The following is a 17655-nucleotide window of genomic DNA, read 5'->3' on the forward strand; positions in this document are numbered from 1 at the left end:
GGGAGAGGACCCGGAATCCTTGCGGGTTACGGCTTCTGACGGCCGGTCAGCGCGGACACCTCCTCCGCGGTCAGGGCCTTGTCGTACACCGCGACCTGGTCGACGGAGCCGTTCCAGAAGTCGGTCCTGGCGCCGTCGTACTGGGCCCGCCCGACGGAGAGCGGACCGGTGCTCACATCGGCCGGTCCGGCCTCGGTGGTGGCGGCGGGCTTCCCGTCGACGTACAGCGTGATCGTGTCGCCCTTGCGGACCCCGACCAGGTGGTACCACTTACCGGTCTCCGGGACGATCTCCAGGCGGGCGCGCTTGCCGCCCGGGGTGGAGAAGGCGAACGCGCCCTGTCCGTACTGGAGATAGAAGGGGTTCTCGGTGCGCCGGCCGTCCTGGCTGACGACGGTGGCGTAGTTGCCCGGCACGGCGTCCAGCGAGGCCCACGCGGAGACCGTGTAGTCCTTCGTGGTGTCCACGACCGGGCCGGCGCTCTGCGCGTACTGCCCGTCGCCGTCGAACTTCAGCGCCGAGCCCGTGACGCCGGGAGCCCAGGTCGTGCCGCCCTCCAGGGTGAGATGGGCCTTGTTGGGACCGCTGTCACGTGCGGTCGTGCCCTTGTTCTCGTCGAGCGACCAGGAGCCGCCGCCCTTCAGCTCGTCGCGCTCACCGGCGTTGGCGCCTGCGGCGATCACCTGACGGTTGATCTCCCGGACCTTCTTCGGGTCGACCTTGATGTCCCGGCGGTCGTACGTCCAGAGCCCGTTGAGCTCGTTCTCCAGGTCGCTCACCTGGGTGTAGACGGAGCCGGACAGTTCGGCGCCGGCCGCGGCGAGATAGTACGTACGGGTGTTGTCGACGTACTTGGCGGTGAGAGCGGCCTTGTCCGCGACGCCGGAGTAGATGTTGGCGGGGGCGCCCGGCCACATGTGCCCGGGCGTGCGGAGCGTGAAGCCGCCGTGCTCGCCGTCCATCGCGGCGCGCCGGTCGTCCGGGAAGGCCGGGTCGTTGTTCACGTAGTCGTGGTGGTCGATGATCTCGCCCTTGCCGGAATCACCCTTGGAAGCACAGCAGTTGACCCCGCTGTGCGCGTTGACCACACGGGACGGGTCCAGCGCCTTGACGTCCTCGGCGATCTTGCCGGTCTCGGTCCGGTCCCACTCGCCCCAGCCCTCGTTGAAGACGATCCAGCCGCTGATCGAGGGGTAGTTGTGGAATTGCTTCATCAACTCCTTGCCCTGGGTGAGGAAGGCGTCCTTGCCGGCGTCGTTGTCGATGTCGGCGTTGACGAAGTCCTGCCACACCAGCAGCCCGAGCCGGTCCGCGTGGTAGTACCAGCGCGGCGACTCCACCTTGATGTGCTTGCGTACGGCGTTGAAGCCGAGGTCCTTCTGGGCCTTCAGGTCGAAGGTGAGGGCCGCGTCGCTGGGCTGGGTGTACAGCCCGTCGGGCCAGAAGCCCTGGTCGAGCATGGCGAGGGAGAAGAACGGCTTCCCGTTGAGGACGAGCTTCTGGTAGCCGCCCACCTTGTCGATCTTCAGCTGGCGCATCCCGAAGTAGCTCTCGACGCTGTCCTTGGAGCGGCCGTCGGCGAGAGAGACGTCGAGGTCGTACAGGTAGGGGTCGTCGGGCGACCAGAGGTGCTGGTTCTTGACCGGCAGGCTGAGCTTGCGGTTGGCCGGGCCGGTGACCGTGCCGACGACCTTGCCCTTGCGGTCGCGGGCGACGGCGGTGATCCGGGCGTCGGCGGAGGCCGTCGCGGAGTTGACGGTGACCGCGAGGCGGCCGGTGTCGATGTCCGGGGTGGTGGTCAGGGAGTCGATGGCGGCGGGGGCGACCGGCTCCATCCACACGGTCTGCCAGATACCGGAGGTCGGGGTGTAGACGATGCCGCCGGGATTGGTGGACTGCTTGCCCTTGGGCTGGTTCGGGCCGGTCTTGTCGGTGACGGCGACGACGATCTCCTGGGGGCCGCTGCCCTTGAGCGCGTCGGTGATGTCGGCGCTGAACCCGGTGTAACCGCCGGTGTGTTCGGCGACCTTGGTGCCGTTGACCCAGACGGTGGACCGGTAGTCGACGGCGTCGAAGTTGAGCTTCAGCCGCTTGTCCTTGCCGGACGCGCCCTTGCCGCTCTTGGCGCCCTTGCCGACCGACCAGTTCTTCGGCACGGTGACGAGCTTGCGGTAGAACATGTGGTCCTCGTCGCGCTCCAGGCCGGAGAGCTGGGACTCGACCGGGAACGGCACGATGATCTTCTCGTCGAGCTTCTTGCCGAAGACCGGCTGCTCGCCCTCGGTGGCCCCGGCGAACTCCCAGGGGCCGTTGAGGTTCTTCCACTGGTCGCGGACCTGCTGCGGCCGGGGGTACTCGGGCAGCGGGTGGTTCTTGTCCAGCTTGTCGCCCCAGGTGGTGGTGAGGCGGTGCGTGGAGAGGTTCTTGGCGGTGCGGCCGATCTCCGGAACGGTCTCGGACCCCGACTTCAGGCCGCCCTGACCGTCGTAGACGACCTTGACCCGCTGGTCCTTCAGGACCGGCGCGGCGAGATCGATGATCAGCGCCTTCGGGTTGTCCGAGGCCCGGTTCACCGACTTCACCGGCATCGGCGAGGTGTCGACCTCGATCTTGAGGTGCTCCTTCACCTTCCGGTAGTCCGAGACACGGTCACGGAAGGTGGCCTGGAGGCGCTTGCCGTTCTTCGCGACGCTCAGGGCGACCGGGTAGACCTCGAAGTCGGCGGGCGGGGTGAACGCGGACTCGGGCACGATCTGCTTCTTGAGGGTGTCGCTCCCCCAGCGCAGGAACATGCTGGCGCCGCCGGTGTCCTGGAACATCTCCAGCTTGAAGTCGTGCTTCTCGCCCGCCTTCAGAGCGATCGGAGCGCTGTGCTGCTCCTTGTCCCAGTCCGGCTCCCAGTGGTCGATGACAACGTTGCCGTCGAGGTAGAGGCGGAAGCCGTTGTCGCCGATGGCGGAGAAGGTGTAGTCGCCGGTCTCGGGGGCTTCGAGCTGTCCGGTCCAGCGGGCCGTCGTGTGCTCGGTCCTGCCGGTCGCCGACTCGAACGTCCCGGTGAGACCCGGGAAGTTGATCTCGGGGTCCAGGGACGTGGCGCCGAGCTCGGCGAAGTCACGGGCGCCCGGGGCGGACATGCTGAAGTACTCGCCCTTCAGCCCGTGGACATCGGTGACCGGATCGTCGGCCGTGAAGGTGTTCGCGATGGCTCCGGCCGGCGCGGCGGGTGCGGCGGCCGCCGTCGGGACCAGGGTGGCTCCGACCGGTATGAGCAGCGCCGCAGCGCAGGTCAGGGCCCTGAACAGGGCACGGGGGCGCGGGTGTTGTCGTCTCAAGGCGTCGTCCTCGTCGAAGAGCCGGGGGTGCCTCGAACCTGTGAGGCACTGCACATAGTCGAACATTGAGCCACAACACCAAACACTGCACAACGGTCGTGCACGGAGAATTTTCAACGATAGAAAGCATCGGGCCCCCGACCGGGGGAACGGCGCCGGGGGTCAGCCGAGGAACGGCGCGACGGTCGCCACGAACCGCTCCGCGTCATCGATCCACGGGTAGTGCCCCGCGCCGGGCTGCACGACGCACGCGCCGCGCGGGAACAGCTCCGCACCCGACGCCACCGCCGCGGGCGGGCTGTTGAGGTCGAACTCCCCGGCGAGCAACAGGACCGGGCGCGCGAAACCGGCGAGCGCCGCCCGCGTGGCCGCCGGATCGAAGGCGCCCTCGGCCGCGAACCCGGCGACGGCCTCGGCGTTGTCCGGCTGCCCCGCCGCGTGGTGCCGCCGGGCCTCGGCGTCCCAGCGGCCGCAGAAGAAGGGAGCGACGGCCTCCCAGTCACCGCCGGAGCCCGCCATAATCGCCTCCAGTGCGGCGAAGGCGGCCGGGAACCACGGCTCACCGGCCCGGCGCAGCGCGAGCGCACGCCGCATCCCGCCGTCGACCGGCACCCCCAGCGCCCGCAGGCCGGGGCCGACCAGGACGAGCCTGCCGACGCGTCGCGGATGGCGGGCGGCGTACCGTACCGCGAGGTTGGCGCCGCCGGAGTGCGCCAGGACGTCCATCCGGTCGAGGCCGAGGTGGACGCGCAGGGCCTCGACGTCGCCCACCTGGCGGTCGCAGCGGTAGGAGGCGGCCTCCTCCGGACGTGCGGAACGGCCGGTGCCGCGCGGGTCGAGGAGGATCAGCCGACGGTGCCCGGCCAGCCCTCCGAGGTCGCCGAGGTACCCGGCGTCGGTCGGACCGCCCGGCAGACAGATCAGCGGTTCGCCGTCCCCGGCCGCGCGAAGGGCGAGCCGGGTTCCATCGGGTGCGTGAAATGCGGCCGGTGCGTGAAAGGGGGACATGGCCCACACACTGCACGACATAACCCGGTTATACAACCAGGTTATGACCTTCGCTCCGTTCACGGTATAACCGAGCCATGACAGACGAGGAAGAGCCGCGCCATCACTCCGGGTTCCTGAGCGAGGAACAGGCCGGCATCGTGTTCGCCGATATGAACGAGGTGATCCGCGCCGGCGAGGAGATGCGGCGGCTGCGCAGCGAAATGATCACCCTGTTCGCCGGCCTCGGCTGGACCCAGGAGACCATCGCCCGGCTCAGCGGGATGAGTCAGCCCGCCGTGTCCAAGCAGGTGGCGAAGGAGCGGCCGGGGAAGTCCGCGCCGCCGGGCGTCGCCCTCGACCAGCACGACACGCCCTGGCTCGAAGGACGGCTGTGGGGCCTGGCGGAGGAGATCTCCGAGACCCTCCTCGACGACGCCCGCTGCACCCGGCTGGCCGACGCCCTCGGCCGGGGCCGCAAGCCCTTCACGCCGCGACACGTCGACGCGCTGCGGCGGCTCGTCGAGCAGGATCTGACGGAGCGTCGGGCGGAGCTGCCCGGCAGCCATCGGAGCGCGTACGACGTGATCAGCCGGGGACTCGACGTGCCCGTGCCCACGTCCGTCGCCGGGTCGGCGCAGGTACGCCGTACGCTGGCGCGCCGCGTCCAGCGGGACCGGCTCGCGGACGGACGCTGAGCCGTTTCGCCGGACCCCGCGCATTTTCTTCGGCCGATTTCCATGAAATGCCGTTGCGGGGGTACCCGAACTCCAGCCAGAAAGCTCACGCGACGGGGTGGACGCTATGAACGACCGTATTCTGATGACGTTTTCACCGGACGGCGAGACCCGTACCGATTTCGTCTGCCGGCCGGAGAAGGCCGCCGACGCGCGGGACGCGGTCAGCGCCTTCGTCGCCCGGCTGCACCCCGCGCCCACCTCGCACACGATCCAGAACCTCCTGCTCCTCGTGTCGGAGCTGGTCACCAACGCGGTCCGGCACGCGGGGGCCGTCACCGCGCTGTGGCTGACCGCCGACCGCAAGGGCGTCCATGTCCGGGTCACCGACCCCAGCCCGGCGCACCCGCAGGACCGGACGCCCGACCTGACCGGACAGACCGGCGGATTCGGCTGGCCGATGATCCAGCGACTGGCCCGGGAGGTACGGGTCCGTGAGGCGGCGGGCGGCGGGAAGGTCATCCTGGCGACCGTGGAGCGCTGAGTCACCGGGGCTTTCGCCGGCAGCGGGCGCCGATCGTTACGTCTCGGTAGAATTCAGGACATGGGAGAGCGGCCCGCGACGCCGACTGCGCCCGAACTCGTTCTGGAGACCGATCTGGGCTCCACGGTGATGAGTCCGAGCCGGGACTACCATGTCGGGCGCGACCCCGAGAGCGACATCGTCATCGACGACAACCGGGTCTCCTGGCACCACGCGATCCTCCATCCCGAGGCCGGTCACTGGACCATCGAGGACGAGGACAGCACCAACGGCACGTACACCGGCGGCCGGCGCATCCACGCCTCGGACGTCGGCGCGGGCAGCGAGATCCGCTTCGGCAATCCGAGCGACGGACCGCGCGCCGTCCTGCTGGGCCGGGAACCCCCCGCGCCCGCCGCCACCCCCTCCGCGGACCGGCCGTCGGCCGTGTCGATGCCCGCGGCGACCGGCACGTTCCGGCAGCCGACGACGGTGCGGCCGCTGCCCGCGAAGACGGTGCGCATCGGCCGCGACGCCTCCAACGATCTCGTCATCGACGATCTGGTGGTCTCGCGCCACCACGCCGAACTGCGCGCGCCGGCCGACGGCGGCTACGAGATCGTCGACCTCGGCAGCCACAACGGAACCTTCCTCAACGGTCAGCCGGTCGCCCGGGGCCCCGTCGGCCCCGGTGACATCGTCGGTATCGGCCACTCCGCCTTCTGTCTGGTCGGCGACTCCCTCCAGGAGTTCGTGGACACCGGCGAGGTGTCGCTGGACGTCCAGGACCTGGAGGTGACGGTCGGCCGGGCCGGCAAGGACGGCAAGACCCTGCTGGACCGGGTCTCCTTCCCCGTCGGCGAGAAGTGCCTGCTCGGCGTGGTGGGGCCCAGCGGTGCGGGCAAGTCCACGCTGCTCAACGCGCTCACCGGGCTGCGCCCGGCCGACAGCGGCACGGTCCTCTACGACGGCCGTGACCTCTACCGCGACTTCGCCGAGCTGCGCCAGCGCATCGGCCTGGTCCCGCAGGACGACATCCTGCACTCCCAGCTGACCGTGCGTAAGGCCCTCGGTTACGCCGCCGAGCTCCGCTTCCCGCAGGACACCGCGAAGGCCGAGCGGCAGGCGCGGGTCGCCGAGGTGATCCAGGAACTCGGCCTGGAACAGCGCGCCGACCAGCCGATCCACTCGCTCTCCGGCGGCCAGCGCAAGCGCGTGAGCGTGGCCCTGGAGCTGCTGACGAAGCCCTCGCTGCTCTTCCTGGACGAACCGACGTCGGGGCTCGACCCCGGTATGGACCGCTCGGTGATGCACATGCTGCGCGGGCTGGCCGACGACGGACGCACCGTCATCGTCGTCACGCACAGCGTGCTGAGCCTGGAGGTCTGCGACCGGCTGCTCGTCCTCGCGCCCGGCGGCCGCATCGCCTACTACGGCCCGCCGGAGGACGCCCTCGCCTTCTTCGGCTTCGCGGAGTGGCCGGAGGCGTTCGAGGCCTTCGAGAACGACCGCGACCGCGACTGGGCGACCACCTACGCGGACTCGCCCTTCCACCGGCAGTACATCGTCAACGCCACGGCACAGCCCCATCTGCCGCCGGCCGCGCCCGGAGCACTGGTCGCACCGCCGCCGAAGACCCGTAACTGGGGTGCGCAACTGCATACGCTCGTACGCCGGTACGCCTCCGCGCTGAGCGCGGACCGGACGTTCCTGATCATCATGATCGCGCTGCCCTTCGTCATGGGCGCCATGGCCCGCGCACTGGCGGGCAGCCGGCTCACCCAGGAGACGGCGATGAACGCGCTGCTGATCCTGTGCGTGGGCGGTGTGCTGACCGGAGCGGCCAACGCCGTACGGGAGTTGGTCAAGGAACGGGTGATCTACCAGCGGGAACGGGCCGTCGGGCTGTCCAGATCCGCGTATCTGATGTCGAAGATCGTGGTGCTCGGGACCATCACCGTCCTCCAGGCCGTGGTGCTGACGCTGGTGGGTCTGGTGGGCGTCGATCTCGGCGCACCGGGCGGCGAAGGGGTGTTCCTGCCACCGCTCGTGGAGATCACCCTGGCCGTGGCGCTGTTGTCCTTCACCGCGATGATGCTCGGCCTCCTGGTCTCCGCGCTGGTGCGCAAGGAGGAGGTGACGATGCCGTTGCTCGTCCTCCTCGCCATCGTCCAGGTCGTCTTCTGCGGTGCGCTGCTCAAACTGCACGGCGTCCCCGGCGTGGAGCAGCTGTCCTGGCTGGTGCCTTCGCGGTGGGCGCTCGGCGCGATGGCCGGCACGATCGATCTGGCGCGGATCGTGCCGGGCGACCTGACCTCCGATCCGCTGTTCGGGCACTCGGCCGGGGTCTGGCTGCTCAACATGGGCATGTTGATCGTCCTCTCGGTCGTCTTCGGATACGTGGTCGCGAAACTGCTGAGGCGGCACGAGCCCGCGGTCATGCGGAAGTGAGGCGGTTCGTTCCATGGCGACCCCGACCCCGGAATTCCGCCCCACACACGTCGTCCCGCCGGACGGCCTTTCGGCCTGGGAGTCCCCCGATGTCGCCCGGCCCACCGACCCGCTGGACCCGCTGCTCCCGGTGCAGGTGCAGGACCGGCGCGGGGACTGGGCGTACGTCGCCTGTTCCAACGGCTGGTCGGCCTGGGTCGACGGGCGGCTGCTCGTCTCCGTACCGCAGACGCCACCGGCCGCCGGGGCGCCGCTCGCCCGTACCGCGGACCCACGGCCGCTGCTGGCCAGGGCGGAGGAGTCGCTGAGCCGGTACCGCCGCGCGGCGCAGGACCTGGCCGAGGGCCGCAGCGACGGGGAGGGCTTCCGGCAGCGGACGCGGGGGCTGCGGGTGGGCATGGTGGTGGACGGGGAGTCGGTGTGGCTGTACGACGCCGAGCACGAGCGGTGGGTCTACTGCGACGGGACGCGGTTGAGTACGTACGCGGCGCAGGCGGGACCGGGAGCGGCGGCGAGCGAGGACTCGGCGGGCCGGGGGGCGGGCGCGGCCGGAGCGGCGTCCGGGGAGGCGGCGGCCCCGAGGGCCCCGGCTCCGGAGCCGACGCGGGTGGTGACCGGCGAGGAGCCGGATCCGGAGCCGACCCGCATGGCACCTCCGGAGGGCCCCGAACTCACCCGCGTGGTGTCCCCGGACGGGCCCGAACCCACCCGCGTCGTACCTCCGGACGGGCCCGAACCCACCCGCGTCGTGCCGCCGGACGGGCCCGAACCCACCCGCGCAGTGCCCCCCGACGGCCCCGAACCCACCCGCGTCGTGCCGCCCGACGCACCCGAACCCACCCGGGCGATCACCGTCGCCGGGCCCGACGAACCGCCCCGCGGCGGGGCGTCCGGGGATGCGGGGCGGTGACGGCCGATGGCGCCGCCGCCTCCGCCGTCGCACGATGCCGGGCTGCCCACCGGGCGCGAGGACGATCTCGTCGGCAAGCGGATCGCGAGCTATCTGGTGGAGGCCGAGATCGGGCGCGGCGGTATGGCGGTCGTCTACCGCGCCAAGGATCTGCGGCTGGACCGGATCGTCGCGCTGAAGCTGCTCGCGCCCGAACTGGCCCGTAACGACACCTTCCGGCAGCGGTTCACGCATGAGTCGCGGGTGGCGGCCGCGATCGACCACCCCCACATCGTGCCGGTGTTCGAGGCGGGCGAGACCGAGGGGCTGCTCTACATCGCCATGCGCTTCGTCGCGGGCGCCGACCTGCGCGTCCTGATCGACCGGCGCGGGCCGCTGGACCTCACCGCCGCCGTCCGGATCGCCGCGCAGGTCGCCTCCGCGCTCGACGCGGCCCACGACCACGACCTGGTGCACCGGGACGTGAAGCCCGGCAACATCCTGGTGGCGGCGGGCACCGACAGCGACCATCCGGAGCACGTGTATCTGACGGACTTCGGGCTGACGAAGAAGTCCCTGTCGCTGACCGGGTTCACCACGGTCGGCCAGTTCGTCGGCACCCTCGACTACGTGGCGCCGGAACAGATCTCCGGGCGGCCCGTGGACGGGCGGTGCGATGTGTACAGCCTCGCCTGCGTCGTCCAGGAGACCCTGACCGGTGCGCCGCCCTTCCAGCGCGACGACGACATGGCGCTCCTGTGGGCCCACCAGTACGACCCGCCCACCCCGCCGAGCTCCCTGCGGCCGGTGCTCCCGCCCGCGGTCGACGGCGTACTGGCGAAGGCGCTCGCCAAGTCCCCGGAGGACCGTTACGAGACCTGCCTCAGGTTCGTCGCCGCGCTGCGGGCCGCCGCGGCGGGCATCGGGCCCGGCGAGCACGCGCCGACCCGGGTGGACGCGCCGGCCGGTTCCTGGTCGTCGGCCCCCGAGGCTCCGCCCGCGCCGCCACGCTGGGCCGACCCGGTGTTCCCGTAGGCGGGTCGGTGTTCCCGGAAAGCCGGCCGACCGGTCCGGTGAGGCCGGTTCAGGCCTCGGGCCGCGCGTCCCGGACCTCACCGCGCCGGTGCACCCGGGAGGCCGCGAGACCGCCGAGGAAGCCGGTGACCAGACCCCACAACACCGCGAACCCGAGCGCCGTCCACAGCTTCGGGCGCAGCGACACCTCACCGCCGAGTCCGCCGCCGAGGTCCCCGAGGCCCAGGAGGGACAGTCCGTAGTGGGCGGAGATCCGGGCGGTGAGGCAGATGAACAGCACGGTCAGGGTCAGCGCCACCGCCATGTGCACGGCGTGCTGCCACAGCCGCGTACCGGCGGGCGACCGGGCCGCCATGAGGAACGCGGCGGCGAGCACCAGCACGGCGACGACGACCACGAGCCAGCGGACGCGCCCGTCCTGTTCGGCGAGGGTGCTCAGGTTCAGGGTGGAGAGGTCGGGGGTGCGCAGGACGGAGTCGAGCACCTGGGGCATGGGCAGCCCGAAGGGGCCCTCGACCTTGCCCTCCCAGGACGCGCCGAGGCCGAGCGTGAGCGCGAGCCAGACCAGGTTGGGCAGCCCGAGGAGGATCACCGCGGCGGTCTCGGCGGGGTGCCCGCGCGTGATCATCACGACGAGACCGGCGACGACACCGAGCGCGACGCAGGCGAGGAGCAGCGCCACCATGGCGAACGCCGCCGGGCGCACCGCTTCCTGGAAGCGCAGCAGCCGGGCCGGGAGCGGGGCCCGGCGCGAGACGAGCAGGGCCAGCACGAGGACGCCGGCCAGCCACAGCAGCCCGAAGACCAGGGTGAGGGGGATCTCCGCCCGGAATCCGACCTTCGGGTCGCTGCCGAGGAGGTCCCCGGCCTCACTGCCGGTGAGGTCATCGGCCGAGAGGGTGAAGGTGTGCCGGGCGATCAGTGAGAGCACGATCAGCGCGACGATCCACAGGGCGGCGACCCGGCCCGCCCAGCCGGCCAGTTCGCGGCCTCCGGCGACGGCCCGGTGGTGGAGCGGGCGCAGGAAGCCGCGGGCGACCAGGAGCGCGCCCACCAGGGTCACCGAGAGCGGCAGGACCGAGAGGTCGGCCTGCGTCCCCACGAGGGAACCGGCGTCCCCGGAAAGCCCGACGGAACCGCCCGCCGCCATCACCACCACCGCGGCGACGACGGCCGGGAAGGCGCCGCCGGGCAGCCCGGCCGCACCGGCGGCCCACAGGCCGAGGGCCGCGGTCACCACCATGGCCAGCACGCCGGTGAGGACCGCGAGGAGGGCGTGGCGCCAGCCGTGCGGGGCGGGCGCGCTGTTCTCGTCGTTGCTCGCGCGGACGTTCACGCTTGCCACGCTAAGCAGGGACCGTACGCTCCGCTTCCCGGGGAACCGGGCCCTCCCTCCGCTTGCGGGGACCGCCGGGGCGGGACAGACAATGGTGCGAAATGCTCTGGATTGTCGGCTTATGGACCTGGTACGGATACGGGACCGGGCAGGGACGTCCGGGGCGGGTACCGACATCGGGGAGTAAAGCCCGTGAGTGACCGACCGCCGCCATCCGGCCGCCCCACAGGGCCGCCGTCCGGCCCGCTCTCGGGCCCTTCGCAGGACGGCCCCGCACCGCCCCCTCCGACCGTGACCGGTCCGCCGCCCGGCCCGCCCAGCGGCGGCGACCACGGCGGACCGCACGGCTCCGGCGGTTCGGGCGGCGGGGGCGACGGCGGCGATGCGGGTGACTCCGGTCCTTCCGGTGGCGGTACCGGCGGCCCGGGAGGCGGCTCGGGCGCCGCCCCCGGTTCCGGACCGGACCGCCCCTGGTGGCGTTCGGTGCCCCGGATCGCGGCGATCGCGACGGCTCTGGTCGCGGCGGTGGTGCTGGTCGTCGTCCTGACCCGGCCCGACGGCGGGTCGAAGGCGGGCGGTGAGGTGTTCCTCCAGGCGGCGGGCGAGTCCGGACAGGATCCGTTCACGGAGTCCACGGCGAAGGAGAGCGACCCCGAGCCCGGCACGGCCAGCCCCTCCGTCGCGCCGAGCGCGTCCAGGACCGGCGCTCAGGTGACGCGGGGTGTGGACGGCGCGGCCCCGGGTCTGTACGGAGGCACCCGCAAGGTCGCCAGTTGCGATGTGGAGCACCAGATCAAGGTGTTGCGGGCGGCTCCGGACAAGAACCGGGCGTTCGCCTCGGTCCAGGACATCGAGCCGTCCGCCGTCCCCGGCTATCTGCGGGACCTCACCCCCGTCACGCTGCGCATGGACACCCGCGTCACCAACCACGGCTACCGCGACGGCGAGGCCAACGCCTACCAGGCGGTGCTCCAGGCGGGTACGGCGGTCCTGGTCGACGACCGGGGCGTGCCCAGGGTCCGGTGCGCCTGCGGGAACCCGCTGCTGCCGCCCGTGGCCCAGGACGATCCGCGGCAGGTGGGCAAGGCGTGGCCGGGCTACCGGGCCTCCGACGTGGTCGTGGTGGAGCCGTCGAAGAAGCCGGTGAAAGAGTTCGTGATGGTCGATCCGGAGAACGGCGACTGGTTCAAGCGGCCGGCCGGTGACACGGGCGACGGCGACAAGAAGACGGATCCGCCGAAGGACGCCTCCGCGTCCCCCTGCCCGCCCGGATCGGACCCCTGCCCCTCGTCGTCCGGGGCCACTCCGTCGGAGTCCTCGCCGGACGACCCGGCGACGCGGCCCGGTGACGATCCGGCGACCTCCGAGCCCCCGCCGGACGGCCCGGCGACCTCCGAGCCGCCGCCCGACGACCCGGGGACCGAGCCCGCGCCGGAGGACCCGCCGGGGTCGCCCGACTCGCAGTCGGCCCCGCAGCCGCCCGGACCTGACTCACCGGAGCCGCAGGATCCGGGACCGGGAACGTCGCCGCAGGGCGCGCCCGCGATCGGTTAGGACATCGCGCGGAGCCGCAGACTCGGGAGGATCGCGGGGCAGCGGGCCCCGGGAGGATCGCGGGACGGAAGACCTCGGGAGAGTCCTGCCGGTCGGAGTCCTGCCGGTCGGTCGCCTCAGCTCACGGCGTCCGGCCGGCTCTCCACCGGGGTCTTTGACCGCGTCCCCGTACGCACCCCGGCGGCCGACGCGGCCGAGTGGAGGGAGCGCAAGGCGACCAGCAGAAAGCCGATGTCGTCGAGGTAGACGGGGTCGGGCAGCAGGTCGACCGGTGACACGGTGTAGATGACGGCCGCCCAGACGAGCGCCTTGTTCCGCAGCGGGATCCCGGCGTCGACCAGCAGCTTCCTGGCCTTGAAGACGCGCACCAGCAGCACGACGGCCAGCGCCAGCATGAGCAGCGCGGCCACGGCGCCGAGAACGAGCCAAACGGTGGTGTCCATGGCTCATCGTGTACCCACTCGTCCCCGGATGACGAACCCGTGGCGGCGATGCCCGTACTCCGGGCCCGAAGGATCCGGCGGTGCGGGTCAGGCCGCGCCGCGTCCCCGGGACTCCGCCCGCCTGCGGCTGCGGCGCTTCAGGGCGCGCCGCTCGTTCTCGGACAGGCCGCCCCAGATGCCGGAGTCCTGGCGGTTCTCCAGGGCCCACTCCAGGCAGGCGGCCTGCACGGGGCAGCTCCGGCAGACGGTCTTGGCCTCCGCCTCCTGGACGACGGCGGGGCCGGTGCTGCCGATGGGGAAGAACAGGTCGGGGTCCTCCTCCCGGCAGGCGGCGTGCAGGCGCCAGTTCTCCATGCTGCTCAACTCTGCTCACTCCCGATGTCGATACGTCGTCGGTCACATGCCGTAGGTGTCTTTCGTGCGGGTGACCGACGAACGGCGCCTCAAACACGTAGCGCCGGATGCGTCGTACGGGAGGCGCCCGGCATGTTGTCCATCCGGCTGGCCCCCGTTCCGGACGGGGCGTGTACCGGATGGCCGGTGGCCCTCTCCCGTTCCTAACCTCGGATCATGATCTTTCGTCGTTCGTGGTTATCGGTCGCGGTGCTCGCCCTGGCCGTCTCGTCCCTCCCGTCCGCCGCGGCCTCGGCCGCTCCCCGCCCGTCCGGCACGGGCTGGTCGGTGCAGCATGACGCCGACGCGCTGCGGGACACCGGGGTCACCGGAGTGGCCGTCCGGGTGGAGACCCCGCGGGGCACGACCGAGGCCCGGTCCGGGGTGCGGGACCTGGTCACGCGCCGGCCGGTTCCCAGGAACGGCCATCTGCGTCTGGGCAGCACCACCAAGACGTTCGTCGCCACCGTCGTGCTGCAGCTGGTGGGCGAGAAGCGGATCTCCCTCGACCGGAGCGTGGAGGAACTGCTGCCCGGGGTCGTGTCCGGAGCCGGGAACGACGGCCGGACCATCACCGTCCGCGATCTGCTCCAGCACACCAGCGGCCTGTCCGACTACGTCCACGACGTCTTCCCCGACCCCGGCGCCCGGACCTACTTCGCCCACCGGTGGACCGCGTACGAGCCCGAGGAGCTGGTCGCCCTGGCCATGCGCCACGAGCCCGCCTTCCCGGCGGGCACCGGCTGGGAGTACTCCAACACGAACTACGTACTCGCCGGAATGATCATCCAGAAGGTCACCGGCCGCACCTGGGAACAGCAGGTCCACGACCGCATCCTGCGACCCCTGGGCCTCCGGCACACCGACACCCCGGGCACCGACCCCTTCCTGCCGTATCCGCACACGGCCGACTACCAGCAGTTCGCCGAGGACGGCCCGATGATCGACACCACGATCCCCTACCGGCCCTTCGACAGCGGGGCGGACGGGTCGATGACCGGCACGGCCCGCGACCTCAACCGCTTCTACACCGCCCTGGTCGACGGACGGCTGCTGCGGCCCGCCGAGCTCGCCGCCATGCGGACCACCGTCCCGGTGCCGCAGGACGGCGGCCACCCGGCGGGCACCCGGGACGGCCTGGGCCTCTTCTTCACGCCCCTGTCCTGCGGCGGCGGCTACCTCGGGCACGGCGGAAGCGGCTTCGGATACGTCGTCCGGGCAGCGACGACCACGGACGGCCGGCGCACGGTCACCGTCTCCGCGCACAGCCGCGCCGGGGATGCGCGGAGCGCGGCCCGCCAGGAGGACGCCCTGCGCACCCTGGTCGACCGCGCCCTGTGCCGTACCCCCTGACCGGAGCGGGCGCGCGGACGCCGGCGTGACCGCCGCCGGTGGCCGCGCCGCCGCCTACGCGCGCGGCCGGTGCAGGGCGAGGAGCGCCTGGTCGTCCTGGATCCGGCCGCCGGTGTGGTGCCCGACGTCCTCGATCAGCAGGTGGAGGATCTGCGCCGGGGTGGCCGGGTCGCCGATCAGCGCCCGGTGGCGGATCAGGAGGGGCAGCCGGACGGCCGCGTCGTAGAAGACCCCGGCCTCGTCCCGGGCCTCGGTGACCCCGTCCGTGTAGCAGACGAGCGTTGCGCCGGGCGGGAACGGGAACGTGTCGACCGGGGACGACCAGCTGCCCAGGGCGCTCATGCCGAGCGGGGGCGCCTCCTCGGACGGTTCGAGCACGGTGGCCCGGCCCTCGGCGTCCAGCAGCACCGGCGGCGGATGCCCCCGGTTGACGACCCGTACGGTGTCGAGGCCTCCGGCGAACTCGGCGATCAGCGCGGTGGTGAACCCCTCGTCCTCCTCCTGGCCACCGCGCCGGCCGCCCTCGCGCAGCAGGGCCCGCTCCAGCGAGGACACCAGGCCCGGCAGGTCCTCCGCCTCGTCGGCGGCGTACCGGAACGCTCCCAGGTCGGCGCAGACCGCGCTCACCGCGCCGAGGCCCTTGCCGCGGACGTCCCCGACCATCACGCGTACGCCGTGCGGGGTGTCCTGGACGACGTAGAGGTCGCCGCCGATGGTGGCCTCGTCCTCGGCGGGCACATAGCGGGCGGCGATCCTGAGCTCGCCGAGGCGCGACGGAGGCCGCGGCAGGACGGCGCTCTGGGCCACCGCGGCGATATGGCGGGCGCGCCGGGTCCGGGCGTGCTGGCCCTCCAGCGCGCGGTTGATGAGGACGGCCAGCACGGTTACGGCCAGAAGGGTGAGCTGGTTGGCGACGCCACGCTTCCAGCCGAAGGTGCCGTCGACCCAGGCGAGGACCGCGTGGACGGCCATGGCGAGAACGCCGATCGCGATGATGCCGCGCAGCCGCAGCAGCGGTGCGGCGGCGACGGGCGCGGCCATCAGCAGCGGCGCGGAGGTGACATCGGTCGGCGTCACCAGGTCCAGCACGACAGCCAGCACGATGACCCCGACCGGGATCCACTGGGCCCTGCGCAGCTGCACCACTCCCCCACGCTGTACGGCTCCGGGGCCCGCCGCATCCCGGCGGCGGCCCGGTGTGCCGCGCCGGGCCGGCTCACTCCGGCAACGGGGTCCCGGGACCGGGCGCGGCGGCGCACGCGGCGTCCAGCCGCATGCGGTGGGCCATCACGGTCTCGGGATCCTCGATGAGGTCGACCCGCACGCCCGGGGTCTCCAGCACCGCCTGGTCCCCGATCTCCGGTGCGGGCACCCGGAGGATGTGCAGGGGCGGCATGCCGGTCAGGGGATGCGGCGGATGGTCCAGCGGCACCACCTGGACGGTGATGTGCGGCTCCTTCATCGCCTCGGCCAGCGCGGCCCGCTGCTCCGCCATGGTCTCCCGGCCGCCGACCCGCGTGTGGAGGGCCACTGCCGGGAACAGGGCCCACAGGGCGGCCCCGCGCTCGTGCATGCGGCGGCGGCGCTCCCGCAGCAGCTCGACGCGGCGCTCGCGGCGGGCGGGGCTGTCGTCGGGGTACTGCGTACGGTGCAGCGCGGCGGCGTACGCGGGGGTGCGCAGAAGCTCGGGCACGAGCGCCGGGTGCCAGGTCCGGACGAGGCTCGCCGAGGATTCCACGCCGATGACGTCCTGCTGCCAGCCCTCCATCGCGTCCCGCCAGCGGTGCCACCAACCGGGCAGGTTCGCGGCCGAGAGCCCGGCCATGATGGGCTCGGCGACGGTGGGCGGTACGCCGTAGCAGCGCAGCAGTACGCCGACCTGCCGGGCGTCGAGTCCGGTCTCGGCGCGTTCGATGCGCCGGACGGTGGCGGGGTGGGCGTCCAGCGCCTCGGCCGCGGCCCGCAGGCTGATGCCCGCGCGTTCCCGCAGCATGCGCAGGCGGACCGCGAGGACGCGGTGCTCCACGGTGGGACCTGAACGGGCTCGCATGCGTATACCTTCTCCGTCGAGCCCCGGGGCGGAGCATTACACACTCTGTCGCTTGCAAAGTATGCGTTTTGCGTCGAGAGTGCATACATGTCGGAAATAGTCAGTTGCACGGAGCGTGCCCCCGATGACGGAGGTGTCCAAGGTGCCGGAGGCACCCGAAGTGCGCACAGCTGGTGGGTTCCCCGATTGCCAGGTGGCGTGCCGGAGGCCCGTCACCGGGTCCAGGAGGCCATGCGGGCCTGGGGCGAACCGGCCGAACGGATCGAGGCGGCGGCGCTGATAGTGACCGAGCTGGTCACCAACGCCGTGCAGCACACCAGCACCCGGCGGATCCGCTGCCGGCTCCTGCGCTCCGCGGAGGGCGTGCGGATCTGCGTGTGGAACCGCGGCCGGGCCCGGATCCCGGCCCCGGCGTCCCCGGGCGACTCGACGGGCCTTCCCGTCGCCGGGGTCCCGGCGACGGCCGACCTCGAAGGGGACGACGCCCTCGACCGTCTGTCCGAGGACGGCAGAGGGCTCCTTCTCGTCGAGGCGCTGGCCGCCCGCTGGGGCACCCGCGCCGCACTGGCGGGCCGGCTCGTCTGGGCCGACATCTGAGCCTGCCCCACAGCCTTCCCGCCCGAGCGCGTGCT

Annotated in this window: 15 protein-coding genes; 8 read left to right on the forward strand and 7 right to left on the reverse strand. The window is 72.4% G+C overall.

Features of this window, described 5'->3' with window-relative positions; genetic code table 11:
- Positions 1–26: 26 nt before the first annotated feature.
- Positions 27–3398: a LamG-like jellyroll fold domain-containing protein gene (locus tag ACSMXR_RS01830; protein WP_381796258.1), complete on the reverse strand. Its 3372-nt coding sequence runs from the start codon at positions 3396–3398 to the stop codon at positions 27–29.
- Positions 3399–3494: 96 nt separating this feature from the next.
- Positions 3495–4340 (reverse strand): alpha/beta fold hydrolase, encoded by an 846-nt coding sequence (locus ACSMXR_RS01835; RefSeq protein WP_473171061.1) that lies wholly within the window; start codon positions 4338–4340, stop codon positions 3495–3497.
- A gap of 77 nt (positions 4341–4417) precedes the next feature.
- Here ACSMXR_RS01835 and ACSMXR_RS01840 point away from each other — a divergent pair, with 77 nt between their 5' ends.
- From ACSMXR_RS01840 to ACSMXR_RS01860, 5 genes are all read left to right on the forward strand, one after another.
- Positions 4418–5017, forward strand: a complete 600-nt coding sequence (locus tag ACSMXR_RS01840) for a sigma-70 family RNA polymerase sigma factor (protein WP_137230842.1) — start codon at positions 4418–4420, stop codon at positions 5015–5017.
- 106 nt (positions 5018–5123) lie between these two features.
- Positions 5124–5540, forward strand: coding sequence for an ATP-binding protein (locus ACSMXR_RS01845; RefSeq protein WP_137230840.1), 417 nt, complete (start codon positions 5124–5126; stop codon positions 5538–5540).
- A gap of 60 nt (positions 5541–5600) precedes the next feature.
- Entirely contained in the window at positions 5601–7970 is a 2370-nt protein-coding gene (locus ACSMXR_RS01850; protein WP_137230838.1) for an ABC transporter ATP-binding protein/permease, read from the forward strand.
- Between the two features lie 13 nt (positions 7971–7983).
- Positions 7984–8880 (forward strand): SH3 domain-containing protein, encoded by an 897-nt coding sequence (locus ACSMXR_RS01855; protein WP_473171062.1) that lies wholly within the window; start codon positions 7984–7986, stop codon positions 8878–8880.
- Between the two features lie 6 nt (positions 8881–8886).
- Positions 8887–9894, forward strand: a complete 1008-nt coding sequence (locus tag ACSMXR_RS01860; RefSeq protein WP_137230834.1) for a serine/threonine-protein kinase — start codon at positions 8887–8889, stop codon at positions 9892–9894.
- 49 nt (positions 9895–9943) lie between these two features.
- Here ACSMXR_RS01860 and ACSMXR_RS01865 read toward each other — a convergent pair whose 3' ends face one another.
- On the reverse strand, positions 9944–11230 hold the full coding sequence (locus ACSMXR_RS01865; protein WP_381796268.1) for a streptophobe family protein: 1287 nt from the start codon (positions 11228–11230) through the stop codon (positions 9944–9946).
- 192 nt (positions 11231–11422) lie between these two features.
- Between ACSMXR_RS01865 and ACSMXR_RS01870 the strand changes: the two genes are divergently transcribed.
- Positions 11423–12784, forward strand: a complete 1362-nt coding sequence (locus tag ACSMXR_RS01870) for a DUF6777 domain-containing protein (protein ID WP_473171063.1) — start codon at positions 11423–11425, stop codon at positions 12782–12784.
- A 116-nt stretch (positions 12785–12900) separates the two neighbouring features.
- Here ACSMXR_RS01870 and ACSMXR_RS01875 read toward each other — a convergent pair whose 3' ends face one another.
- Together ACSMXR_RS01875 and ACSMXR_RS01880 are read right to left on the reverse strand one after the other, a co-directional pair.
- The gene (locus ACSMXR_RS01875; RefSeq protein ID WP_473171064.1) at positions 12901–13227 is read right to left on the reverse strand and encodes a YkvA family protein; all 327 of its coding nucleotides are present in this window, start codon (positions 13225–13227) and stop codon (positions 12901–12903) included.
- Positions 13228–13314: 87 nt separating this feature from the next.
- Positions 13315–13581 carry a WhiB family transcriptional regulator gene (locus ACSMXR_RS01880; protein WP_137230828.1) on the reverse strand — a complete coding sequence of 89 codons (267 nt, stop codon included), beginning with the start codon at positions 13579–13581 and terminating at the stop codon, positions 13315–13317.
- Between the two features lie 216 nt (positions 13582–13797).
- Here ACSMXR_RS01880 and ACSMXR_RS01885 point away from each other — a divergent pair, with 216 nt between their 5' ends.
- On the forward strand, positions 13798–14973 hold the full coding sequence (locus ACSMXR_RS01885; protein ID WP_473171065.1) for a serine hydrolase domain-containing protein: 1176 nt from the start codon (positions 13798–13800) through the stop codon (positions 14971–14973).
- A 54-nt stretch (positions 14974–15027) separates the two neighbouring features.
- Here the strand turns inward: ACSMXR_RS01885 and ACSMXR_RS01890 are convergent, their stop codons facing one another.
- Both ACSMXR_RS01890 and ACSMXR_RS01895 read right to left on the reverse strand, forming a co-directional pair.
- The gene (locus ACSMXR_RS01890) at positions 15028–16119 is read right to left on the reverse strand and encodes a PP2C family protein-serine/threonine phosphatase (protein WP_473171066.1); all 1092 of its coding nucleotides are present in this window, start codon (positions 16117–16119) and stop codon (positions 15028–15030) included.
- 70 nt (positions 16120–16189) lie between these two features.
- Complete coding sequence (locus ACSMXR_RS01895; RefSeq protein ID WP_473171067.1) at positions 16190–17023, reverse strand: helix-turn-helix domain-containing protein; 834 nt, start codon at positions 17021–17023, stop codon at positions 16190–16192.
- 231 nt (positions 17024–17254) lie between these two features.
- Between ACSMXR_RS01895 and ACSMXR_RS01900 the strand changes: the two genes are divergently transcribed.
- Entirely contained in the window at positions 17255–17620 is a 366-nt protein-coding gene (locus ACSMXR_RS01900) for an ATP-binding protein (protein WP_240805865.1), read from the forward strand.
- Positions 17621–17655: the final 35 nt, after the last annotated feature.

It is taken from the genome of Streptomyces sp. DSM 106670 (assembly GCF_055792845.1).